Raw genomic sequence first — 21,833 nt, 5'->3', positions numbered from 1 at the left:
AAAAACGTTTCGATTCGGGGTCCGCGACGCGTGAATGAAGCGTCACGCGTCGATCAGGTCGTCGAGCCGGAAACGTGCGATGCGGTAGATCTGATCGAGGCTCGCGCGCAATTCGTCGGCGCGGCTGTTATTCACCCGCGCCTCGAAGTTCGCAATGATGCCGTGACGGTCGAAGCCGCGCACCGCGAGGATGAACGGAAAGCCGAACTTCTCACGATAGGCGCTATTCAGCGCGACCAGCTTGTCGAACTCTTCCTGCGTGCACTGCGCGAGGCCCGCGCCGCTCTGCTCACGGGTGGATTCGGCGGTCAGCTCGCCGCGTACCGCAGCTTTGCCGGCGAGCTCCGGGTGGGCGTTGATCAGCGCCAGTTGCTTCTCTTCGCCCGCGGTCTCGACGAGCGACGACATCTTGCGATGCAACTCGTCGATGCTGGCAAACGGCCGTTGCCGCGCGGCGAGTTCCGCGACCCACGGCGAGTGCTCGAAAATACCGGACAGCGCTGCGACGAACGCGTCGGTCGAGGTGCTGTTGAGTTGGTCCAGAGTGTATTGCATCGCCTTCATGCCGCAGCCCCGCGGTTGTTTGGTTGGTAAGGGTGATGTTCGCGCCAGTGGCGCGCAATATCGACGCGCCGCGTCACCCACACGCGATCGTGCTGTTCGATGTGATCGAGAAAACGTTGCAGTGCGCGGAACCGGCCAGGGCGTCCGAGCAGACGGCAGTGCATGCCGATCGACAGCATCTTCGGCGCTTCGTCGCCCTCTTCGTACAGCACGTCGAATGCGTCGCGCAGATAGGTGAAGAAGTGGTCCGCCGTGTTGAAACCTTGCGGGCTTGCGAAGCGCATGTCGTTGGTGTCGAGCGTGTACGGCAGGATCAGTTGCGGCACCTTCGCGCCGCCCGTGACTTCGACGTCCATCCAGAACGGCAGGTCATCGCCGTAGTAATCCGAGTCGTACAGGAAACCGCCGTGTTCGGCGACCAGACGATGCGTATTGGGGCTGTCGCGGCCGGTGTACCAGCCGAGCGGACGCTCGCCGGTCACGCGTTCGATCGCTTCCATCCCGAGGCGCATGTGTTCCGCCTCTTTCTCCGGCGACATGTCCTGATAGTGAATCCAGCGATAACCGTGGCAGGCGATCTCATGACCCAGTTCGACGAACGCGCGCGCGACCTCCGGATTCCGTTCGATCGCCATGCCGACGCCGAACACCGTTAGCGGCAGGCCGCGCTTGTCGAACTCGCGCAGAATGCGCCAGACGCCCGCGCGCGAGCCGTATTCGTAGATCGACTCCATGCTCATGTGACGCGCCGGGTAAGCCGCGGCGCCAACGATCTCCGACAGAAACTGCTCCGAGCCGGGATCGCCGTGCAATACGCAGTTTTCACCGCCTTCTTCGTAATTCAGAACGAATTGCACCGCGACACGCGCTTGACCCGGCCAGTTGGCCTGCACCGGGTGGCGGCCGTAGCCGATCAGATCGCGTGGGTAGTTCGGGTCGAGTGGCATGGTTTGAAGAATGCGTGGTGACGGTACGTAAAATTCGCGTGGGGGTGAGCGTGGGTTGGCGCGGTTCGGCCGGGCGGTTGCGACTGCAACGTTTGCCTGCGGGTCTTTGCTGCAGGTTTAATTGCGAGTCGTTGCTGCAATTCACGGCGGTACTGGCGGGAAACTCACTCGAAGCAGCGCGGGTAGCTGCGGCCAAAAAGCCTGTCGCGGCCCCAGCGCGGAGTGGGACCAGTGTAGCGAAAACGCCCGGGTGCGCCCATACACCCGGGCAGATAGTGCGTGTCAGACCGAATGTATGTGCGGGTCCGTTTTTTTAGCGTTTACCCGCAGCGAATCAACGGTTTGCGCATTTTCTTGCGGATTCCCGACAGAACTTGCGGCCGACCCGCGCGGCATGCGCGGATTTGGGTCGGCAGCGGTCGGACTGAAGGATTCCAGCGCGCCGTCGTAGCGCTTGGCGAGCGGCCGCGCATAGTCGCCACGCTTGGCCGTCGACAGGCGCAGCGCGATCAGCGCCTCGGTCCACTTCACGGCAGCCGTCACGCCTTCGATCACTGGCGCGCCCAGCGCGTCTTCGATCTCCGCGCACAATTCGGCCATGCCGGCGCAGCCCAGCACGATCGCGTCCGAACCGTCCTCGGCAAGCGCGCGCCGGCATTCGTCGAGGATAATGCGGCGCGCCGCCGAACCTGGCTTGTCGAGATCGAGCACGGCGACATCCGTGGCCCGGACATTGCGGCAAAACCGCTTCATGCCGTAACGCTCGGCGAGATGCCACGCCATTCCACACGTGCGCGCCAGCGTCGTCACGACCGAAAAGCCCGGCGCCAGCACGCTCGCCGCGTGCATCGCCGCTTCCGCGATGCCGATCACCGGACCGCGCGCCACCTCGCGCGCGGCGTACAGACCCGGGTCGCCAAAACAGGCGATCACGTAGCCGTCGCAACCTTCACGCTCGCCGGCCATGACTTCGGCCAGCAAGCCCGGCGTCGCGAGCGCTTCGTCGTAGTAGCCTTCGATCGACGGCGGTCCCATGGTGGGATTTACCGCGATCACCTCGGTGCCCGGCGCGGCGACCTCGCGCGCGCAACGGCCCATCGCGTCGGTCATTCGCTGGGTCGTGTTCGGGTTGATCAGTTTGATGCGCATATCGACTCCTGTTGCCTGCAGCGTCAAGACTCAGCGTGCCAGCATGCGATAGAACAGCGCCGCCAGCCCCGCGCCGATGAACCACGAGAAATTCGCCATACCGTCGAGCGCCGGCACCATCACGCACAGCACGGCGATCACCGCCGCGGGCAACAACGCGGCCACGGCCCGATAGTTGACGCCGTTGCGATACCAGTACGAACCGGTGGGCGCGACGGTGTACAGATCGTCGAGCACGATCTTCTGGCGCTTCACGAGGTAGTAGTCGACGATCAGGACGCCGTACAAAGGTCCGATGAAACTGCCGAGCACGTCGAGCGTGTAATGGATCACCGCCGGGTTGTTGAACAGATTCCACGGTGTGATGAAAATCGACGCCACCGCCGCCAGCATGCCGCCCATGCGCCAGCTGATCAGCCGCGGCGCGACGTTCGAAAAATCGAACGCCGGCGAGACGAAGTTCGCGACGATGTTGATACCGATCGTCGCGATCGTGAACGTCAGCGCGCCGAGAATCACCGCGGTCGGGTAGTCGATCCGGCCCACGGTTTCGACCGGGTCCGTAATCAGCTCGCCGAACACCGGCAGCGTGGCCGCGGTCGTGACCACCGTCACCAGCGAGAAGGCCAGAAAATTGACCGGCAGTCCCCAGAAATTGCCGCGCTGCACGCTGCGAAAACTTTTACCGTAGCGCGAGAAGTCGCCGAAATTCAGCATGGGCCCGGAGAAGTACGAGACCACCAGCGAGATCGCCGTGATCATCACCGGCACCACCGCCATGCCGTGATACTTGACGCCGCCCAGGTTGATGCCGATGTTGCGCCATCCCGCGCGATACACCATGTAGCCCGCGAGCAGGAACATCACCACGTAGACGGCGGGACCGGCGAAGTCGATGAACTTCTTGATGGTCTCCATGCCATGCCAGAACACCAGCGCCTGCAACACCCACAGCAGCATGAAACCGCTCCAGCCGAGCGTCGACAGCCCCATGAAGCCGTGATGATGCACGTCGGCATACGGCAGGAGTTGCGGGACGAATTTCAGCACCACGATCACCAGCGCACTCGACGCGAGGTAAGTCTGAATGCCGTACCACGCGACCGCGATCAGACCGCGAATCACTGCGGGAATATTCGCGCCGAGCACGCCGAAGGTCGCGCGGCACGCCACCGGATACGGCACGCCGTTCGCCTGGCTCGGCTTGGCGATCAGGTTGCACAACAGGTTGACGATCGTAATGCCGACCAGCAGCGCGATCAGCACCTGCCAGCTCGTCAGGCCGAGCGCGAACAGACTGCCCGCGAACACATAACCGCCCACGCTGTGCACGTCCGACATCCAGAACGCAAAGATGTTGTACGCACCCCAGGTTTGATGGCGCAACGGCGCGAGGTCTTCGTTGTAAAGCCGCTCGCTGTAGCCGGCCGGCATCGACGGATCGCCGGACGCGCCGTCTTCTCCGTAAGCGTGAACTGCTGGAGCGCCGGGCGCCGCACTGAACTGAGCCATGATTCCTCCTTGGGATAGGGACCGTCGAAAAGCGAATCGAAGGACGTTGCATCGACCATGCCAACCGCGCGCGTCACGCTCACTCGGGAGCGAAGACGCGGATGCCGTCGGCCTGACCGCGTCGCGGATGTCTCCGTACCGACGTACTTGTGGTTATCGCCTCGCCCGCCACCGTGGATGGCCGACGCTGCGTCGCTGCTCGAGTTCCGTCTCCCGGCGACGGACACGCGTGCGCAAGCCGGCAGCGCTCACGACGAGCCGCCTTGCAACACCTGATTCGGTTCAGTTCAATTCAGTGCGGCGCGCACCACGAACGGGCGCGCACCGGCCGCCTGCCTCAGCCTGGCGCGGACTTGCTCTTCGATGATTCTTTCGATGCGCTGTCGAGCGCGCCGAACACTTCATGCAGATCGGCCGCGCCGCGTGCGGGGCGCTCCAACATCTTCAACTCGACGCTTTGCAAATGGCGCGACATCAGGGCCGCCGCCTCTTTGGCATCGCCGGCGTCGAGCGCGGCGAGAATCGCTTCGTGGTCTTCGAACGAGCACGGGCTGCGTCCGAGCGACTCGTACAACGCCGAAATCAGCGTGGAACGCGCCACCAGACCGTTCAGACAATCGCACAACACCGCGTTGCCGGTGAGGCCGGCCAACTCGGTATGAAACTCGCCCGACAGACGGATCCACGCCGGAAAATCACGGGTTTCGAACGCTTTGCGTTCACGGCCGATCATGCTGCCGATGTTCTTCAGGCGCCGCATGCCGTGACCGTTGCAAATCTTTTCCACCACCGCCAGTTCGATGATGCGGCGCATCTCGAACACTTCATGCACTTCCTGCAGCGACGGACTCGCGACGAACGCCCCGCGATTGGGTTCGAGATCGACGAGATGATCGGTCGCCAACTGCGCGAGCGCTTGCCGGATCGGGCCACGCTTCACGCCGAATACTTCGCACAACTGGGCTTCGGTCAGCTTCGCGCCCGGCGCTAGCCGATGCTCGAGGATCGCGGCGCGGATGCGCTCGGCGATCGCGTCAGGCTTCGAACTGTTGACGGCCGCGGATTCTGTGTCGGACATGATGTGCGTCTCGGTATGTTGGTCATCATAGGATGGACATAACGATTGTCAACAATTTTTATCTTGAATATCGACAATCGTGAGGAGGGTGCTGGGCTGCAAGACAGCGCGTACGGCTGCAAGGCCCGAACAGCTTCAGTATCAGTTTAAATAGGTGGATGGAAGGTTGTCTATTGGTGGCTGTTTTTGTCAACAAAATCGGAGGACCTTCACGCTTTGTCTGTTTGCCCGGACGTCGAAAAACAAGACCGTTAGTTGCGTTGAGTGACCAAATTAAAGCGGGCGCAACGCCCGCTCCCCTGCCCCACGCCACCTCACCTTCAGGCCAACGTGGGATACCCCGACAAGTTCAGTTTGAAGCCGTGCACGTCCGCGACGAGGTGGGCGTCCGCACCCACCGGCAGCGTCAACATATTGCGGACATGCCCGAATTGCAGCCCGGTAACGACCGGAATGCCGATCACCGAACGCACCTGCTCGATCATGGCGTGCAGGTCGTAACCGTTGTCGTAGTCGTATGCCTTGCCGCCGGAAAAGTCGCCCAGCACGAGCGCCTGCTGCTGCGCGAGAATGCCCGACAGGTGCAGTTGATAAATCATCCGCTCGACGCGGAACGGCTGCTCGTTCACGTCTTCCAGAAACAGGATGCCACCCTGCACCGGCGGCATGTAGGGCGTGCCGATCAGCGACGTCAGCACCGCCAGATTGCCGCCCCACAGCATGCCCGAGACGTTGACGGCGTGTGCCTGCGGCGTAGCGCTGGTTACGGTCATGGTCGGCTTGGTGAGCGCCGACCAGAAGTGCTGCATGGTGAATTCGCTGAGTTCCTCGGCGCCGAAATCGCTTGTGATCATCGGGCCACCGAAGCTTTTGACGCCGGCGCGCGCCAGCAACGCAAGCTGGATCGCGGTGAAATCGCTATGCCCCACCAGCGCCACCGGCTGATCGGTCAGCCGCCGCTGCAGCCCTTCGTAGTCGAGACCGTGCAGGATCCGCGCCGCGCCGTAGCCGCCACGCACCGCCAGCACGATGTCGGGCAGCGCGCGCGCCGGGTCGGCGAGCCGGTTCAGATCGGCCGCGCGCTCGCCGTCCGTGCCGGCAAAGCGCTGATAACGACGCTTCGTCGCCTCCACGCCTTCGACGCGATGCCCTTGCGCATGAAAGCGCTGCAACGCGCGATGCACCGCTTCCGGATCATGGGGATAGCCGGACGGCGCGATCAGTTCGATAGTGCGATGGACGGTCATGAGCGAAGTCCGTTCGATGTTGTTGTGTTTAGAGCGGCTCGGCAGAGCCTGGCGTGTCGGTTTCGCCGGCCTCGGCTCGCGCCGCCGCACGCGCTTCCCGGCTGGCGCGCCGCCGATCGGCGAAGAACGATTTGAGCGCGGCGCCGCATTCGGTTTCGAGCACGCCGCCGGTCACCGACGTGTGATGATTCAATTGCGGATTCGCGAACGCGTCGACGACACTGCCGCACGCGCCGGTTTTCGGATCGCGCGCGCCGAATACGACGCGGGCGATGCGTGCATGCATGATTGCGCCCGCGCACATCAGACAAGGTTCGAGGGTGACGTAGAGCTCGCAGCCCGGCAGACGGTAGTTCTCGACGGCCAGCGCAGCGGCGCGCAACGCGACCATTTCGGCATGGGCCGACGGATCGTGCGCGCCGATCGGATGATTGAAACCCGTGGCGATAACCTCGTCGCCGCGCACGAGCACGGCGCCGACCGGCACTTCGCCGGCTGCGCGCGCCTGTTCGGCGGCGGCCTGGGCGAGCGCCATGAAGCGGCGATCGCGTTCGGAGACGGCGGGAGTCGACACGGCCAAGGCCTCGGCAGACGGCGCGACGCTATTCGCCGCCGCCAATTCGAGCGATTCCGAAGCGGATGATGCAACGCAAACGGTAAGCGGCCCGCTCACCGCGAACCCGCCTCGGCCGCGTTGAGATTACCGGCGCGCTCCGACAAACGCTCAGCGATACGCCGGCAGTATTCCCGCGGCAGCACCAGCGGACCGCCGCGCAGCGACTCGAGCGCCATGTCGAGCGCCAGCATGCGCGCCTGCAGACGGCAACGGGTAGCTGGGTCGCTCACGGCATTCAACTCCGTTTGCAGGTCGCGCAACGCGCGCAACTGTTCGACAGCGGGCGGCACGAAGCCCGCGTTTTTCAGAATCCGGTTGGCGACGCGCACCTCCTCCGGGACCAGTGCATCGTCCCCGAGCGGCAGCGGCGCGCCTGCGCCCGGCAAAGCATCGAACTCGCCGCGCGCGGCTGCGGCGGCAATACGCTGTTCGACTAGCGCGTCAAGCAATTTCATCTGAAATCCACTACGTTGCGGCCCGAGCATTCTATCAGGGAGCACGCGACGGTTTCGGCTCGCGAACCGACGAAATCCCCTGGTCTTCAGATTCTGTGTATTTCAGACGCAGGGCGGTATCGGTCAGGCCGCCGGGTTCGCGGCGGCGCTCAAGCCACCGTCAAGCAGCGCCGGCCAGCCGCCAGCGTGCGAGCGCGACATGCCGGGTACGCCCCAGCAAACTGTGCATCAGCGCAAACTCGCGGACGTTCCAGCTGACGGGTTCAATGGCACGTGTCGCTGCCCAGGGCATGCCATAGGCCAGCGTGACGTGGGGCGTATAGGACACCGCCGGAGATACCGCAGCCGCCCCGCCACCCGCGTCGAGCAGCGCCGCCAGGAGTGCCTCGTGAAGCGCATGCAAACCGGCCACGCCCTCGCCGCCGCCCAGCACCAGCGGCCCCGCCCGGGGCCGCGCCGCGAAGCTGACCACCGAATCGAACTCGACGGTAAACGGCTCCATGCGAATGGCGGCCGCCGCCTGCATCGCCGCGTCGACGCGCGCCTGCGGCAGACCGCCCGCGAAATTGCCGAGGTGCTGCAAGGTGACATGCAAACGCCCCGCCGCCAGCGGCTTGCTGCGCACGCGCGCTGCAACACAAAGCTGTTGCGCGAACTTCGCGATACCGGTGGCCGTCTGGGTATCGGGGAAAACAGCGAAAAACAGACCGTCTGTCGGTGTGGGCGGCGCCTCGAGCCCGGGCAGCCAGAATTGTTCAGGCATGGTGCTCCTGACCGGGTGAAGCCGGCATGACGATAAATCTCCGTTGATTGAGTGTGCCTGGACGCGAGCCGCCGATCAAGCTCGCCGCTCGCGCTTTCGAGACCGCCAGAAACTGCCAGAAACCGCTTGCGCAACTGAGCCTCTTACGTACAATACTGTACATTCATACAGTATTGGCGGCAACGTGGAATTGCTTAAAAAGCTGGAGATATTGGCTGACGCGGCAAAATACGACGCCTCGTGCGCGAGCAGCGGCGCGCCCAAACGCGGCTCTCGCGGGGTGGACGGTCTGGGCGCCAGCACCGGCGCCGGCATTTGCCATAGTTTTACGCCAGACGGGCGCTGCGTCTCGCTGCTGAAAATCCTGCTCACCAACTTCTGTCTGTACGACTGCCAATACTGCGTCAACCGGCGGTCGAGCAATGTGCCGCGCGCACGCTTCACGCCCGAGCAGGTCGTCACGCTTACGCTGGATTTTTATCGGCGCAATTACATCGACGGGCTGTTCCTCAGCTCCGGCATCATCCGGTCGGCGAACTACACCATGGAGCAGCTTGTACGCGTCGCGCAGTCGTTGCGCGAGGACCATCGGTTTCGCGGCTACATTCATCTGAAGACGATTCCAGACGCCGACCCGCAACTGATTGCCCAGGCCGGGCGTTACGCCGACCGTTTGAGCGTGAACATCGAACTACCGACCGACGCCGGCCTCGCGCGCCTCGCGCCGGAAAAGAACGTCCGCACCATCAAGCTCGCCATGGGGTCGATCCGTCTCGCGCAGGAAGAAGCCCACGGCGAAACCGGCGCGCCCAGCTTCACGCCCGCAGGCCAAAGCACGCAGATGATCGTCGGCGCCGATCAGACGAACGACAGCACGATTCTTCAAACCTCCAGCACGCTCTACAGCGCCTACAAGCTCAAGCGCGTGTATTACTCGGCTTTCAGCCCAATTCCCGATAGCCCTTCCGCGCTGCCCGCCCAGGCACCGCCGCTGCTGCGCGAACATCGGCTTTATCAGGCCGATTTTCTGTTGCGAGCCTATGGCTTCAGCGTCGACGAACTGTTCGAACAGCCGGGCAATCTGTCGCTCGAAATCGATCCCAAGCTCGCGTGGGCGCTCGCCCATCGCGAACAATTTCCCGTCGATCTGAACCGTGCGCCGCTGCGCATGATCGCGCGCGTGCCGGGCATCGGGCTACGCACCGCGAAACGGCTGGTCGAATTGCGGCGCTCGCGGCGTGTGCGCTATGAAGACCTCGTGCGCTTGCGCTGTCCGCTGCGGAAGATCCAGCCGTTTGTCGTAACGCACGACTATCGAGCGGCCATGCACGACGCGTCGTCCGCGCAATTGCGCCGGGCCTTGACCGCGCCGCCGGTTCAACTCGCGCTGCTTTGATCCGGCGTCATGCAAGCCGTTCTGATCGACGACCACTTTGCCGCGTGGCGCGCGGCGTCCCTCGACGCGTTGAGTCGAGGCCTCGCGCCGGAGACGATCGAATGGCGCGTCAAACAGGCGCCCGAGTCGCCGCAAACCCAGGCGTTGTTCGATTGCCTTGAGGTGACTGACATCGCGCCATCGCCCGCGCGCGGCGTACAGGTCTCGAAGGAATTGGCGGCACTGTTGCGAGACGCCGCGCTGTTTCGCGATCCGCAGCGCTGGGCGTTTTTGTACAAAGTGTTGTGGCGTTGGCAACAAGGCGACCGCACGGTCGCATCGCCGGCCGACGTGGATGGCGCACGGCTCACTCGCATGGCAAAAAGCGTGCGTCGCGCGAAGCACGACATGATCGCCTACGTGCGGTTTCGCAAGCAGACGGCGGCGGCGCACTCGCCCGAGTACATCGCGTGGTACGACCCGGACCATGACGTGCTCGGCTGGGCCGCCGACCATTTTGCCCAACGCATGGGCCGCTCGACATGGATGATCGCGACACCTCGCGGCGCCGCGTTCTGGGACGGCAGCGAACTGCATCTGGAACAGCGGCGCGCGTTGCCGGGCGAGCATCGCGGCAAGACGGTGGACGACGCCGAAGCACTTTGGCTGGCCTACTACCGCAGCACGTTCAATCCGGCGCGGCTGAACGAAGCGGCACTCGAACAGCACATGCCGGTGCGTTTCTGGAAGGGCTTGCCGGAAGGTCATCTGATACCCGCCATGATCAGCGAAGCGAAAAGTGGCGCACAGCGCGTGGCGCAAGCCGGTGGCGTCGGCGCGCTCGGCGGCAAATCGATTCCGGTTGAAGCGGAGTTCGCGCAACCGGTTCGGGTTCCACCGTCATCGCTCGATGGTTGCCGGCGTTGCGAACTATGGCGCCACGCAACGCAGGCGGTCGGCGGTTCAGGGCCGGGCGACGCACGAATCATGCTGATCGGCGAGCAGCCCGGCGATCAGGAAGATCTGGCCGGACAGCCGTTCGTCGGACCGGCGGGGCAGCTACTCGACATTGCGATCGCGCGTGCGGGTTTGTTGCGCGCGCAGCTTTATCTGACCAACGCGGTCAAACATTTCAAGTGGGAACCACGCGGCAAACGCAGATTGCACAAAACACCCGGGCAGCAGGAAATCGCAGCCTGTGCGTATTGGCTCGAGCGGGAATTGCGGACGGTGCGCCCGGTCGTGATCGTCGCGCTCGGCGCCACCGCGCTCAACGCGTTGCTGCAACGAAAAGTCAGCTTGAAGGACTACACCGGCGCACCGTTTGAAGCGGCGGGCGCCTGGGCCATTGCGACGTGGCATCCGTCGTTCGCGCTGAGGCAGCAGAGCGACGCGAGCCGCGACAAGCTGCTGGACGAGATCAGCAACGCGCTCAGGGACGCGCGTCGGCTAGCGGAAGAATCGGTTGCGCCCGTCACGCAACCGCGACGCGAATCGCCGGAAAGTTGACACGTAACAAGCCCTAACGTCCGGCACCTTGCGCCCCTTGCCCCGCGTCGGGATTCGCCGTCAGCCGCAGGCGCACTCTCAACGGTTGACGCATGTCCACCGGCGGCGCCCCCGAAATCGGATGCACGGTCAACAGTTGCTGCAAGGTCGCATCGGCCTGCGGATCGCCGAGCGAATCGAACTGCACCTTCGTGACCGCCCCATCCGCGCCGATCCACGCGCGGACCACGAGTGCGGGTGGTGGCGCATCGGCTTTCGCGTTCAGCACGCGGTCTTCGAGGAACTGATGGAACTGGTTGGCCGCGTCGTCGTTCGCTTCGAGCGATGTCTGAAACTGCCGGCCAACGCGCTGCGCGTAATCGATCCACGGTTGCGGCACGTCGAGCGACTGCGCCACAGCCAGCGTGCTCCAGAATAGCGTGCATCCGAGAGCGATCGCGCCCGTCCATCGAAACAGCTTGCCGCCGGTATTAGGCTTCATGACGATTCCCGGTTAATCCGGATCCATGGGAAGGTACAGTCTCGAACCGCCGCGCTGCACGAGCAGCGCGACCGTGCCATGCGCCGCGCCGATTTCGGCGATCAACGCGTCGATGGTCGCGACGGGCTTGCCATTGACCGACAGCACGATATCGCCCGGCTTCAACCCGATGCGCGCCGCCTGACCGCTCGCCTGTTCGACCAGCAAGCCTCGGTCGACGCCGAACTGCTGCTGTTCCTGTCCATTCAACGGCCGCAAGCTCAAGCCGATGCGCGCCGGCCCTTTCGGGTTTCCGCTCGATGCAACACCGCTGTCGAGCGCGCCCACCGCAACCTCAACACGCGTCCGGGCGCCCGCGCGCCAGACGAGAAGATCGGCCTTCTGCCCCGGCTTCATCCTGGCGATGGTGTCGAGCAGATCGACGGGATCCGCCACCACGTCGCCATTCACGCCGAGCACGACATCGCCGGCGAGCAGTCCCGCCTGCGCGCCGGGGCCGCCGGGCTCGACCATGCTGATCAGCGCGCCATCCGGTTGCGCCAGTCCGAACGAACGCGCGAGCGCCTGGCTGACTTCCTGCAACGCAACCCCGAGCCGTCCGCGCGTGACTTTGCCGGTCTTGAGCAGTTGATCCTTCACGTCGAGCGCCACGTCGATCGGAATCGCGAACGACAGTCCCTGATAACCGCCCGTCTTCGAATAGATCATCGAATTGATCGCGATCACGCGGCCGTTCAGGTCGAACAGCGGGCCGCCCGAATTGCCCGGATTGATCGGCACATCGGTCTGAATGAACGGGATATAGCTCTCGCCCGGCAGCGAGCGCGACTTCGCGCTGACGATACCTTGCGTCACCGTATTCGCGAATCCGTACGGCGAACCGATCGCCATCACCCAGTCGCCGACCTCCGTGCGGGCCGGATTACCGGTGACGACGGCCGGCAGATTGCGGGCGTCGATGCGGATCACCGCGACGTCCGACAGCGCGTCGCCGCCGATCACCGTGCCCTTGAACTGGCGCTTGTCGGTCAGCTTCACGTCGACGGTCGCGGCGTCGCCGACCACGTGCCGGTTGGTCAGAATCACGCCGTCCGGACTCACGATAAATCCCGAGCCGAGACTGACTTCCTCGCGATTGCCGATCACGCGGCGCGCGAGAAACGGCGCAAGCGGATTGCCCGGTGCGATGCCGGGCGGCAACTGGATGCCCATCTGCGTGACTTCGCGCGTGACGCTGATGTTGACCACGGCCTGGCCGTAGCGTTTGACGAGCGCAGCGAAATTTGGAACGCTCAGCGAGGTGCTGTTTGATGGGCCGTTTGATGGGCCGTTTGATGGGCCGTTTGATACGCCGTTTGATACACCGTTATCCGCCGCGCCCGGGTTGGCCGCCCAGAGCGCGGGGCCGGCGCACATTAGCATCGACACCGCCATGCCCGTGCGCACGCCCCTGCCACGCGCTATCACCGCCTTCGCCACCTTCACCGCAAGTCCCATACGTCAGCCGCATCGACGCGCGAACAGAATCAGCGCGCGCAGTTCATCCATCGAGAAACGGCCGTCCAGCGCGATGGTGCCCATCTGCCAGTCGGGACAGTCGCGCAACGCATCCCATGCGACCCAACCGCCCCGGCTGCGCAAAATCCGATGCGCCGTCGATTCGGTCACCTTCGCGTCGATTTCGACCACGTCGTCCATCTTGTCCCACGCCATCATTCGTGTCCTCCCAGCCGTTTGATCTCTACGTCTCGTCCCACAACCGCACTTTGATGCCGCGGTGCGATCGTCTCGTGGCACCGCGACGCTTGCGCTCCATTGCGCCGACACGCTTATTGGCGACGAACTCGTCGACGCCCTCACGCACGGCGGTCTCGCTCGACGAAGCCTCGTCCTGCCGCTCGTCCGCACCGAATTCACGCTGGGGTTCATGCATCATTTCGGCGGCACCGCGACCGGCGCGGCGGGACGCTGGGGCGTCACCGAATTGCCCCAGTTCGCGCCGAACCGGTTACGTTCGGTGGACAGATTGAACGTGCCGACCCGGTTCGACGGCGCGTTGGCCGCGGCTTCCGCCGCTGTCCGCGACGCTGCGGCCTGGACCGCCGGCTTCGGTTTCAGTTGCGAACTCAAGCAGTCGTACGACAGCGCGCGCTGGCCGTCCACCTCGGCATCCACGCACACCGGCTTCGTCGCGGACGCCGCCGCGCCGGAAGAACCCGCACGCGGCGCGGCAGTTTGCGCGTAAGCCACGCCAGCCGACATCGATGCGAATGCAACGAACACCACGACGATCAATCGACCCAGATTCATGGCTCTCTCCAGTCGGCGACACCCTGCGATGCACGCGCCGCCACGGCAGTTCGCGCGAGATATCCGCGCGCGCCGCGCTTCAACGCAAAACTGACCCGGCACCCGCGCCGATCACTGTGCCGCGGCCAGTGCCTTCTTCAGCGCGTCCTCGTTGATCGACGTATTGCCGGCCAGCTTCGTGACATAGGCCTGCACGTTCTGCTGCAAACGTTGCGCGCGCAACGTCGTGCGAATCTGCTCCTTGACGTCGGCCAGCGGACGCAGCGTCGCGGCCTTCACGTCGATCAGTTTGACGACGTGAAAACCGGTCGGCGTCTGGACCGGCGCGGACACCTGACCCGGTTTGAGCGCATCGGCTGCCTGGCGAATCGGGGGCAACAGCATCGTGTCGGGCACGACACCCATGTCGCCGCCATTCGCCGCGCTGGTCGTGTCCTGCGAATTCGCCTTGGCCAGCGCGGCAAAATCACCAGTACGCGCGCGACTGGCGAGTTCGGCCGCCTGTTTGCGCGCTTTATCGAGCGTCGCCGCGTCCGAATTAGCCGGTGCTTCGAGATAGATTTGCGCGAGATGCAGCGCGCGCGGCGCCGTAAACGCCGACTGATTCTGGTCGTACGCCGACTGGATTTCCGCGTCGGACGGATAGTCCGCCGGCGGTGCATTCACCGAAGCAAGATAGCTGCGAACCACCACGTCGCGCTGCGCCTGTTCCAGCGCCGTACGCACTTGCGGCTGCTTGTCCCAGCCCTTCGCCCTGGCTTCGGCGAGCACCGCTTTCTGCGCCAGCGTCGAGCGCACGAGTTGATCCATCGCAGCCGGGTCCGCCGCGAGCCGCGTGCGTCCGTCGGGATTGAGCGACTTCAGCAGCGGTTCGATATCGGCCTGCGTGACCGACGCCTGAGGCGCGCTGGCGATCACATCGCTTTGCGCCATCGCGGCGAGCGGCATCGTCGACACAAGACATCCTGCCAGTACGAATTTCTTCACCATGACTCCCTGCGGTTACCTGAATGCTGTCATCAACGGCACGCTCCTCATTGGGACATGCCCCTTGCACGGCGGCCGGGATCGCAGCCTTTAACTTACGATCCGGCGGACCGCTTCATTGCTGCATGGCCGCCCAACCGCACGACGATCGGTTGGATCATGCCGCGCGGCGGTGCCTTGCCGATCCCCTTGCCGACCGCGACGAGGTGAAGATCGGCTTCGATTTCCGGCGCGCAACGCGGCGCACATTCGATCCGCTCGATGCGCCCACGCGCGTCGAGCCAAGTCTTCAGTCGCAACGCCAGCGGCTCGTTGTCCCCCGTCGCGCCGGCGCGTTGTTCGAGCGACGCACGAAGCCGGCAGGCGGCGCTATCCGCGCCGTCGAGTGCCGAGTGCAGCCGCCGCGCGACCTGTTCCGCGTAATGCACCCACGCGGCCGGCGCGTCGCCGACCGCGACCGCGTCGGGTTTCACGCGTAGATCGCCGCCGAGTGCGGACAGCAGCGCCGCACCGAACGCCTTCACGCGGCCCACGACATTCATGGCGCGAGCGCTCTCTCACGCGTGCCGCTTTCGCGCACCGCGGCATCGGCGTCCTCGCCGGCGAATGCCGCGGGTGCGGGATCGGTTGCCGTGGCAGCGGGAGCGGCGACTGCTGATGTCGCCCGTGAACCCGCCTGCTGTTCGGCCAACGCCGGGCGGTTACGCAAATGCAACAGGAACTCCTGAATCAGACGGTCCCAGAGTTCGATCGTCGAGCGCAGATAGCGCTCGGTCACACCGCCCGCGACGATCACGTCCATCTCCAGCGCCAGGAACGGCCCGTGATCGGCGAGACGCGCGAAACGTTTCGTGCGGTTCCAGCTTGCCACCAGTTCCCTCGGCAGTTCGCCTTGCACCTGCAGGACGCAGCTATGCGTGTAGTCCAGATAGCGGACGACGGTCGCGGCGGAGGCTTCCTGCACCGGGTTGCCGAAGCGCACCGAAAAACCGACGCCCTGGCTCGCGCTCATCAGCTGCACCGCGCCGTTCTGTTCGGCGACGGTCACGCGATAGCCGGCCGCCTTCAAGATGTCCGCCAGTCGATCGATGCTCACCGCTTCGATCAAATCACTGCCGGGCGCTTGCTCGGCCACGGCCTTCGTCTGTTTGTCGCTCATGGAGATGCTCCTACGTCGATTGATTTGCCAACGGCCCGTTCCGGGCCGTGTTTGTTCGTGCTCTCGCACGGCTTGTGTCACGGCGCGGCGGCAGGCGCGTCCTGAGACGCGGAGGTCGCGGCCGCTGCAGCCGTCGAGCGCGCCGCTGGATCGTATTTGCCGCTGTAAAGCGCGTCGCCGTAACGCTGTTCGATCTCGTCGTACTTCACGCGCGCGCCTTGTGCGAACGGCTGACGCGACGCGAAGAACGAGCCGAAACCGACATGCTCATACGCATCCAGAATTTCATGCCCCACGCGATACAGATCGGCGTTCTTCGCCTGACACATCTGCAGGCGCGCATCGCGCTGCTTCACGTCGTTCTGCCATTGCGAACGTTGCGCGTCGCGTGCTCGCGAGACCGTCAGCAGCTCCTCATAAGACGACTTGTACTTCGCGAGCTGCTGAGCGTCCCGCGCATGACTGTTCTTTTCCACAGACAGCGCCCGCTCGGCCGCCGCCTCGCCGCCCGATTTGCCAGACGCGGCCGCAAGCTGCGCCTGCACATCCTTCAATCGCGCCTGCGCCGCATCACGTTGCTGCTCGGCGGCGGTCTTGTCGGCCTGAAGTTGCGCCTGATTGTCCTGAAGCTGACGCAGTGTCTGCGTCGTGGAACGTAATTGCGTACGCAACTTGTCTTCGATGCTCTGTGCGTCGGCAGTGCCATTCAGGAACAGGACAGCGCCGCCGAGCATCGCGGCAACCAGGCCATAACGAACTGTTTTCATCCCGACTCCCGTCAGAAGCGCGCGTTGAGCTCGATCTGCAGCACGTCGATCGATACCGGCGGCCCGTAGACTTCTTTCGCGCTGAGATAGCGTGCCGACAGCCACGTGTCGCGCGCCACCGCATACGCCGCGCCGAGAATGTAGCCGCGCGCATTGGTGCCGCCCAGATGGAAGTCGGGATCGTTGAACGCGTCGAGCGTCGCGTCCGGTTGCAGATACTTGTACGCAACCGAGAAATTCCACTGACCCTTGGTGCTCGGATCCGGCTCGCCGAAGGTCACTTTCGCGAGGTAGCCGTTCGGGCCGCTGCGATAGTCGGACTGGCTCGCATTGACCGTGGTCGCCTCGTAGTTGTTGACCGGCAGCGAGGCCGCGCTGAACGCCTTGTTGGTGTTGTAGGCCAGGTTGCGGACGAACTCGCCGTCCAGTCTCACCTTGACGCGGTCGGCCAGAACCGTGTCCCATTGCGCCTTGATGTCGAGCAGCCGGTAGTTATATGCGAGCCCGAAGAGTTGCGGCTCAGGCGTCATGCCCGGTGCGAGATTCGGGTTCTGCACGATGTTGCGCAACGCCACCAGCGTGTTGCCGCCCTGCAGGAATGCGGGCGCTTCGTTGTCGGTGCTGCAATTCGTGGCGCCAAGGTACAGCGCGCAAGGAGACGACAGCGTGCCTCGCATGTTCTGATAGTCGTAGTAGGCCAGCGCGCCCTTCAGGCGGTTCTGCTGGTCGATCTTCCATTCGGCCCCGACCTGCGCGCCGAACATCCACTTGGTATCGCTCCCCACCTTGCTGGTGCTGTTCGACGGGAAATTCTCCGACGTGTACTGGATCGGGAACACACCGAAAGTGCCGAACAGCGTCACATCCGGATTGACCGGTAATGCGTGACGGAAGCTTGCGGCCAGACCGTCCATTTCCAGATCGTTCGAAAACAGCAGATCCGACGTAAAGAACGGATTGTCGAAGCGCCCCGCCACGACGTTCAGCCACGAGTTCGGCTGATAGCGGAAAAATGCCTTGTTCAGCCAGATGTTCTTCTTCGCGAAGCCGCCGCCCGCGGTGGCGGTGGTGGACACCGGGCCGTTGTCGTTGCCGCTCGCGAGCTGGATACCGGCGCTGAATTCGTCCGACAGCAACGCGGTGATGCCGAGACGCGCGCGATAGCGTTCGAGATTGTTGCGGTTCTGCGTCGTGTTCTGCGTCGGCAATTGCGTGGTGTTGGTATTGCCGTTGATATCGAAGCCGCCGCCCTGATTGATCGCCGCGAAGTTCGTCACATTGTTGGCGTTGCGGCTGCCGTAGAAATGGAATTCGTCACGCACGCGCAGATCGCCGTCCAGCTTGATGCGCGACACCCAGTCGGGGAACGTGTTGGGTTGCGCCCAGTTCTCCGCCTTCGCTTGCGCGACCACTTCCTGCTTCACCTGATCGCGGATCTGATCGCGCACGACCTGCGGCACGTACGGCACCGCGACGTCGCCCGGCTGTGTCGGCGCATTGACGACCGCCATGCCCGCGGCGCCTGCCGCCAGCGGCCGCCCCGACGATGCCTTTGCCTGGGCCGTTTCGGCGCGCGCTTCGCGAATCAGATCGTTGGCATTCTGCTGCGTCAGCACGCCGCGTTTGACGAGCAGGTTGATCAGGTTGATCACCGTGCTCTCGGTCGGCGCCGCCGTGCCCGTGGCGGCCTGCGTGTCGAGCGACTGCGCGTGCGCGCCGGTCGCGCACGACAGGCCCAGCGTGACGAGCGCCACACTTAGGCGCGAGCCGGTCGCCGTCGATCCTCCGCCGCCGTAGCCGCGACCCCGTAGCTTCATTTTCCGAATCATCAATGCTCTCCGCGTAACCGCTGTTCTTTTGCCGGCATCGTCCGTGTGGGGACCTGCCACGTGTTTGCTTTGCTTGCGCCGCGTGTGTGCGTGCGTGTCTGAACCTTGTCCTTGCCCGTGCCGTTTGCGGCTTTTTTGCGCCCGCTATCCCGGCTTGCGCCCCTGCAGCTTCACCAGCACCGGATACGCCGTGGCGGGCGGCGGCGGCTCGTCGACCTTGCCGAGCGCCTCGATCGCCGCGACGACGGCGGCGTCGATCTTCGGATCGCCGGTGCTCTGCGCGATCGTCACCTTCGTGATGCGTCCCGACGGCTCCATCCACAGATTCAGGCTGCCGGTGAAGCGCACGCCGCCGACGTCCTGTACGCCCTTGTCCTGCTCAACCGCACGCTGCAGCGTGTAGACCATGTACTGCGCGTAACTCGCGTTGCCGAAGCGTCCAACGTTGCCGCCGCTGCCGACGTTCCCCGAGCCGTCGCCCGCGCCGATGTTGAAACTGTCGGTGCCTGCCTGCGCCGGCGCGTTCATCGTCATCTGCTTCGGCTGGTTGTCCGACGGCTTGGGCGTCTCCGACGGTTTAGGCGCGACGGTCGGCTTATCCACTGGCGTCTTCGCCTCTTCCTTCACTTTCTCCGGCGGCGGTTTCTGCCGCGGAGGCGGCGGTGGTGGCGGCAACGGAATGACCGTCGTCACCTGCGGCGCGCTGATACGCTTCACGCCCGTCGTATCGCCGGCGAAATGCCAGATCAGCACGCCGAGCGCTACCAGCGCCAGCACGAGCGCGACCGGCTTGATGAAGCGGCCCGGCCCCTTGCCGGAAGGGCCGCCGTTATAGGTCATTTCCATCGCGTCGCCCTAGCCGCCCTGCTTCGCTTTGCCGGTCACCAGACCGACCTGCGACAGATCGAGACGCCTGAGCAGATCGAGGACATCCATGACCCGCTGATACGCCACGGCGGAATCGCCTTTGAGGACGATCGGCACATCCGGATTGCTCGCTTTCTCGGTGCGCAGCCGGCTCTCCAGTTCGTCCATCGACACGGGGTACGCATCCAGAAAAATCTGTCCCGAATCGGACACGGTGATCGCCTTGGTCTTCGGCTTGGCGAGACTCGCCGACGAGCTCGCCTTGGGCAGATCCACCTTGATGCCCTGCACCGAAGCGGTCGTCATGATGATGAAGATGATCAACAGCACGTAAGCCAGATCGAGCATCGGCGTGATGTTGATGTCGTCGTACGGCTTGTCGTCGTCCTGAACCTGCATGGTGATCTCCCGTGTGCGTTCAGTCGGCCAGCAGCGCGTGGTCCGGACTGCGATGCGCCTCGGCCAGCCGCGTGACGAATTCGTCGACGAACACCTGCATGTTCGCGGTCACGTTCTTGTTGCGAATCAGCAGGTAGTTGTAGCCAAACAGCGCGGGAATCGCGACGAACAGACCCGTGACCGTGGCCAGCAGCGCGGCGGCGATACCCGGCGCGATCGCGTTGACGTTGACGTCGCCGGCGGCCGCGATCGCGGCGAAGGTGATCATCACGCCGACCACCGTGCCGAGCAGCCCGAGGAACGGGCCGCCGGAAATGGCAATGGTCAGCAGCACCATCGACTTCGACAGACGCTGGTTTTCGCGCACGAGGGTGGCGTCCATCGACGCGCGGATCGCCTCGATCGACTCGCTGGTGATCACCGTGCGGCCGTTGTCGTCGACGCGGCTATGAATTTCGGCGACACCCGCGCGATACAACCGGTACAGCGACGACTGACGCAGGCGCTGCCCCTCCTCGCTGGTTTCCTTCACATGCGCGAGGCCGACCAGATGACGGCCCGCCACTTCGCGAAAGCGCTCGACGAAGTAGTTGTTGGCACGGTCGACGAGGCCGACGTAGCGCCCCTTGTTCCACATCACGACCCACGAGACGACAGCCATGGCGAGCAGAATGCCGATCACCACCCACGCGTCGACCGTCACCGACTGCACGATCACGCCGAAGTAGCCGAAGCCGAATCCCGACTGCTTTTCATCCGCGCCGTAATTGATCAGCTTCGATTCCGAGCCTTGCGCCAGCGCGTCGAGTGCGATCAGTTCCGGCGAGCGGGCGATCTTCGACAGACGCAACTCGTCGAGCGAACCCTTGAAGTTGGCGAAGCCCGCGGGCGCGCCGGTGACGTCGCCGGCCACCGATGCCGCGCTGGTCAGCGCGGGCAATGTCGCGGCGATCTGAGCCGCTTGCTTGCCGTTCACGTACACAGTGAGATTCTTGCCGTCGGCAGTGACGGCGAGATGGGTCCATTGATTGGCCGTCAACGCAGGCGCGGCGGGCGTGCGAACCGGCGCTGCGGCCCCGTCGATCCCGGCGAACGGCACGCCGTTGTCAAGGCCGATCAGCAAGGCGTTCGCGCCGTCGCGGCGGCTGTACAGCAGCGTGTTGGCCGCCAGCGCCGCGGGCTTGACCCACACGCTGAACGTGAAGCTGCCGCCCGTGCCGACGTTCAGCGACGGCGTGGCCGGCAGATTCAGCGCGGTGCTGCCGTCGAACTGCGCGCCCTTGCCGACGATCCCGTCCTCGACGGTTCGCAGCGGCGCGTTTTGCGCATTGTTCGCGTACGCGGTCGCGTCTTTCGGCGGCGCGCCGGACGGGCTATCGAAGTGATACACCAGCGTGTAGTCCGGATCGAAAGTCTGCGACGGTTTGCTGCCGTCAGGCGCTTTCTTGTTGCCGTAGTACATCCAGATCGATTCGGCCGAACCGGCCGGCATCTTCGTGATATCGACCCAGATGAGCGCGACGCCCAGCACCGCGTCGTACTGTTCGATTTCGAAGTTCAACGGCGTCTTGTCGTCGGCCGCGACGAAGCGGATGTCCGCACCGTTGTCGGCCAGTCCGTCGAACTGGAAATTGCCCGAATGCAGCCGGATCAGCAGCGGCACGCGACCGGCCGACTCCGTCAGGTTGGCTCCCTTCGGACCGGCGTCGATCGTGATCGCCTTGCGGTACGACCAGTCGTTTTGCCACCACGCGTTGGCGACGCCGGGCATCACGCCCAGCAGCGTCAGTAACAGGAGAAACAAGGCTCGCTTCACAAT

24 protein-coding genes are annotated in these 21,833 nt (G+C 64.4%); 2 read left to right on the top strand and 22 right to left on the bottom strand.

Translation table 11 applies throughout. The features are described from left to right. Positions 1–42: 42 nt before the first annotated feature. The 9 genes from uraD to B0G83_RS28055 all read right to left on the bottom strand — a co-directional run bounded on the left by uraD (position 43) and on the right by B0G83_RS28055 (position 8,331). On the bottom strand, positions 43–564 hold the full coding sequence (gene uraD / locus B0G83_RS28095) for a 2-oxo-4-hydroxy-4-carboxy-5-ureidoimidazoline decarboxylase (protein ID WP_105510659.1): 522 nt from the start codon (positions 562–564) through the stop codon (positions 43–45). Further along, entirely contained in the window at positions 561–1,511 is a 951-nt protein-coding gene (gene puuE / locus B0G83_RS28090) for an allantoinase PuuE (protein WP_105510658.1), read from the bottom strand. The genes uraD and puuE overlap by 4 nt, the downstream gene beginning before the upstream one ends. 282 nt (positions 1,512–1,793) lie before the next feature. Beyond that, a complete protein-coding gene (locus tag B0G83_RS28085; protein ID WP_105510657.1) occupies positions 1,794–2,660 on the bottom strand; it encodes an aspartate/glutamate racemase family protein in 867 nt (288 codons plus the stop codon). Positions 2,661–2,690: 30 nt separating this feature from the next. Continuing rightward, on the bottom strand, positions 2,691–4,172 hold the full coding sequence (locus tag B0G83_RS28080; RefSeq protein ID WP_105510656.1) for an NCS1 family nucleobase:cation symporter-1: 1,482 nt from the start codon (positions 4,170–4,172) through the stop codon (positions 2,691–2,693). Positions 4,173–4,509: 337 nt separating this feature from the next. Next, positions 4,510–5,250: a GntR family transcriptional regulator gene (locus B0G83_RS28075; RefSeq protein ID WP_105510655.1), complete on the bottom strand. Its 741-nt coding sequence runs from the start codon at positions 5,248–5,250 to the stop codon at positions 4,510–4,512. A gap of 320 nt (positions 5,251–5,570) precedes the next feature. Next, on the bottom strand, positions 5,571–6,497 hold the full coding sequence (gene ldcA / locus B0G83_RS28070; protein WP_105510654.1) for a muramoyltetrapeptide carboxypeptidase: 927 nt from the start codon (positions 6,495–6,497) through the stop codon (positions 5,571–5,573). Positions 6,498–6,525: 28 nt separating this feature from the next. Next, complete coding sequence (tadA, locus tag B0G83_RS28065; RefSeq protein WP_374954948.1) at positions 6,526–7,077, bottom strand: tRNA adenosine(34) deaminase TadA; 552 nt, start codon at positions 7,075–7,077, stop codon at positions 6,526–6,528. Positions 7,078–7,166: 89 nt separating this feature from the next. Next, positions 7,167–7,568, bottom strand: a complete 402-nt coding sequence (locus tag B0G83_RS28060; protein WP_105510652.1) for a DnaJ family domain-containing protein — start codon at positions 7,566–7,568, stop codon at positions 7,167–7,169. A 160-nt stretch (positions 7,569–7,728) separates the two neighbouring features. Beyond that, complete coding sequence (locus B0G83_RS28055; RefSeq protein WP_105510651.1) at positions 7,729–8,331, bottom strand: 2'-5' RNA ligase family protein; 603 nt, start codon at positions 8,329–8,331, stop codon at positions 7,729–7,731. Between the two features lie 184 nt (positions 8,332–8,515). Between B0G83_RS28055 and B0G83_RS28050 the strand changes: the two genes are divergently transcribed. Next, on the top strand, positions 8,516–9,727 hold the full coding sequence (locus B0G83_RS28050) for a putative DNA modification/repair radical SAM protein (RefSeq protein WP_105510650.1): 1,212 nt from the start codon (positions 8,516–8,518) through the stop codon (positions 9,725–9,727). 9 nt (positions 9,728–9,736) lie between these two features. After that, positions 9,737–11,215: a UdgX family uracil-DNA binding protein gene (locus B0G83_RS28045; RefSeq protein WP_105510649.1), complete on the top strand. Its 1,479-nt coding sequence runs from the start codon at positions 9,737–9,739 to the stop codon at positions 11,213–11,215. A gap of 13 nt (positions 11,216–11,228) precedes the next feature. Here B0G83_RS28045 and B0G83_RS28040 read toward each other — a convergent pair whose 3' ends face one another. The 13 genes from B0G83_RS28040 to B0G83_RS27980 all read right to left on the bottom strand — a co-directional run bounded on the left by B0G83_RS28040 (position 11,229) and on the right by B0G83_RS27980 (position 21,785). Then, positions 11,229–11,696 (bottom strand): YbaB/EbfC family DNA-binding protein, encoded by a 468-nt coding sequence (locus tag B0G83_RS28040; protein WP_258168358.1) that lies wholly within the window; start codon positions 11,694–11,696, stop codon positions 11,229–11,231. A gap of 12 nt (positions 11,697–11,708) precedes the next feature. Continuing rightward, positions 11,709–13,193 (bottom strand): Do family serine endopeptidase, encoded by a 1,485-nt coding sequence (locus tag B0G83_RS28035; protein WP_258168357.1) that lies wholly within the window; start codon positions 13,191–13,193, stop codon positions 11,709–11,711. A 3-nt stretch (positions 13,194–13,196) separates the two neighbouring features. Then, complete coding sequence (locus B0G83_RS28030; protein WP_258168355.1) at positions 13,197–13,412, bottom strand: hypothetical protein; 216 nt, start codon at positions 13,410–13,412, stop codon at positions 13,197–13,199. Positions 13,413–13,437: 25 nt separating this feature from the next. Further along, the gene (locus B0G83_RS28025; protein WP_105510648.1) at positions 13,438–13,632 is read right to left on the bottom strand and encodes a hypothetical protein; all 195 of its coding nucleotides are present in this window, start codon (positions 13,630–13,632) and stop codon (positions 13,438–13,440) included. Beyond that, positions 13,629–14,006 (bottom strand): hypothetical protein, encoded by a 378-nt coding sequence (locus B0G83_RS28020; protein WP_105510647.1) that lies wholly within the window; start codon positions 14,004–14,006, stop codon positions 13,629–13,631. Before B0G83_RS28020 ends, B0G83_RS28025 begins: the two co-directional genes overlap by 4 nt. A gap of 111 nt (positions 14,007–14,117) precedes the next feature. Beyond that, positions 14,118–14,996, bottom strand: a complete 879-nt coding sequence (locus B0G83_RS28015; RefSeq protein WP_105510646.1) for a peptidylprolyl isomerase — start codon at positions 14,994–14,996, stop codon at positions 14,118–14,120. A gap of 92 nt (positions 14,997–15,088) precedes the next feature. Beyond that, on the bottom strand, positions 15,089–15,535 hold the full coding sequence (locus B0G83_RS28010) for a hypothetical protein (RefSeq protein WP_105510645.1): 447 nt from the start codon (positions 15,533–15,535) through the stop codon (positions 15,089–15,091). Beyond that, on the bottom strand, positions 15,532–16,152 hold the full coding sequence (locus tag B0G83_RS28005) for a YbjN domain-containing protein (protein ID WP_105510644.1): 621 nt from the start codon (positions 16,150–16,152) through the stop codon (positions 15,532–15,534). Before B0G83_RS28005 ends, B0G83_RS28010 begins: the two co-directional genes overlap by 4 nt. Before the next feature lie 77 nt (positions 16,153–16,229). After that, positions 16,230–16,919 carry a hypothetical protein gene (locus B0G83_RS28000; protein WP_105510643.1) on the bottom strand — a complete coding sequence of 230 codons (690 nt, stop codon included), beginning with the start codon at positions 16,917–16,919 and terminating at the stop codon, positions 16,230–16,232. 11 nt (positions 16,920–16,930) lie between these two features. Continuing rightward, positions 16,931–18,748, bottom strand: a complete 1,818-nt coding sequence (locus tag B0G83_RS27995; protein WP_105510642.1) for a putative porin — start codon at positions 18,746–18,748, stop codon at positions 16,931–16,933. Between the two features lie 144 nt (positions 18,749–18,892). Continuing rightward, entirely contained in the window at positions 18,893–19,594 is a 702-nt protein-coding gene (locus B0G83_RS27990; protein ID WP_105510641.1) for an energy transducer TonB, read from the bottom strand. A 9-nt stretch (positions 19,595–19,603) separates the two neighbouring features. Further along, positions 19,604–20,014, bottom strand: a complete 411-nt coding sequence (locus B0G83_RS27985) for a biopolymer transporter ExbD (protein WP_105510640.1) — start codon at positions 20,012–20,014, stop codon at positions 19,604–19,606. 19 nt (positions 20,015–20,033) lie between these two features. Further along, complete coding sequence (locus B0G83_RS27980) at positions 20,034–21,785, bottom strand: DUF2341 domain-containing protein (protein ID WP_258168368.1); 1,752 nt, start codon at positions 21,783–21,785, stop codon at positions 20,034–20,036. Positions 21,786–21,833: the final 48 nt, after the last annotated feature.

The sequence above is a fragment of the Paraburkholderia sp. BL21I4N1 genome (assembly GCF_002973525.1).
GTDB lineage: Bacteria > Pseudomonadota > Gammaproteobacteria > Burkholderiales > Burkholderiaceae > Paraburkholderia.
Note: the sequence above shows the minus strand (reverse complement) of the source record. Positions and strands in the feature narration are given on the sequence as shown.

Excerpts from the sequence above, each read along its gene's own strand:
- B0G83_RS27980 (WP_258168368.1), bottom strand. The coding sequence starts at position 21,785 with ATGCCCGGCGTCGCCAACGCGTGGTGGCAAAACGACTGGTCGTACCGC.
- B0G83_RS27995 (WP_105510642.1), bottom strand. The coding sequence starts at position 18,748 with ATGATTCGGAAAATGAAGCTACGGGGTCGCGGCTACGGCGGCGGAGGA.
- B0G83_RS28025 (WP_105510648.1), bottom strand. The coding sequence starts at position 13,632 with ATGATGCATGAACCCCAGCGTGAATTCGGTGCGGACGAGCGGCAGGAC.
- ldcA (WP_105510654.1), bottom strand. The coding sequence starts at position 6,497 with ATGACCGTCCATCGCACTATCGAACTGATCGCGCCGTCCGGCTATCCC.
- B0G83_RS28040 (WP_258168358.1), bottom strand. The coding sequence starts at position 11,696 with ATGAAGCCTAATACCGGCGGCAAGCTGTTTCGATGGACGGGCGCGATC.
- B0G83_RS28055 (WP_105510651.1), bottom strand. The coding sequence starts at position 8,331 with ATGCCTGAACAATTCTGGCTGCCCGGGCTCGAGGCGCCGCCCACACCG.
- B0G83_RS28080 (WP_105510656.1), bottom strand. The coding sequence starts at position 4,172 with ATGGCTCAGTTCAGTGCGGCGCCCGGCGCTCCAGCAGTTCACGCTTAC.
- B0G83_RS28030 (WP_258168355.1), bottom strand. The coding sequence starts at position 13,412 with ATGATGGCGTGGGACAAGATGGACGACGTGGTCGAAATCGACGCGAAG.
- B0G83_RS28015 (WP_105510646.1), bottom strand. The coding sequence starts at position 14,996 with ATGGTGAAGAAATTCGTACTGGCAGGATGTCTTGTGTCGACGATGCCG.
- uraD (WP_105510659.1), bottom strand. The coding sequence starts at position 564 with ATGAAGGCGATGCAATACACTCTGGACCAACTCAACAGCACCTCGACC.
- B0G83_RS28010 (WP_105510645.1), bottom strand. The coding sequence starts at position 15,535 with ATGAATGTCGTGGGCCGCGTGAAGGCGTTCGGTGCGGCGCTGCTGTCC.
- B0G83_RS28000 (WP_105510643.1), bottom strand. The coding sequence starts at position 16,919 with ATGAAAACAGTTCGTTATGGCCTGGTTGCCGCGATGCTCGGCGGCGCT.
- puuE (WP_105510658.1), bottom strand. The coding sequence starts at position 1,511 with ATGCCACTCGACCCGAACTACCCACGCGATCTGATCGGCTACGGCCGC.
- B0G83_RS28045 (WP_105510649.1), top strand. The coding sequence starts at position 9,737 with ATGCAAGCCGTTCTGATCGACGACCACTTTGCCGCGTGGCGCGCGGCG.
- B0G83_RS28085 (WP_105510657.1), bottom strand. The coding sequence starts at position 2,660 with ATGCGCATCAAACTGATCAACCCGAACACGACCCAGCGAATGACCGAC.
- B0G83_RS28005 (WP_105510644.1), bottom strand. The coding sequence starts at position 16,152 with ATGAGCGACAAACAGACGAAGGCCGTGGCCGAGCAAGCGCCCGGCAGT.
- B0G83_RS28060 (WP_105510652.1), bottom strand. The coding sequence starts at position 7,568 with ATGAAATTGCTTGACGCGCTAGTCGAACAGCGTATTGCCGCCGCAGCC.
- B0G83_RS28035 (WP_258168357.1), bottom strand. The coding sequence starts at position 13,193 with ATGGGACTTGCGGTGAAGGTGGCGAAGGCGGTGATAGCGCGTGGCAGG.
- B0G83_RS27985 (WP_105510640.1), bottom strand. The coding sequence starts at position 20,014 with ATGCAGGTTCAGGACGACGACAAGCCGTACGACGACATCAACATCACG.
- B0G83_RS27990 (WP_105510641.1), bottom strand. The coding sequence starts at position 19,594 with ATGGAAATGACCTATAACGGCGGCCCTTCCGGCAAGGGGCCGGGCCGC.
- B0G83_RS28020 (WP_105510647.1), bottom strand. The coding sequence starts at position 14,006 with ATGAATCTGGGTCGATTGATCGTCGTGGTGTTCGTTGCATTCGCATCG.
- B0G83_RS28075 (WP_105510655.1), bottom strand. The coding sequence starts at position 5,250 with ATGTCCGACACAGAATCCGCGGCCGTCAACAGTTCGAAGCCTGACGCG.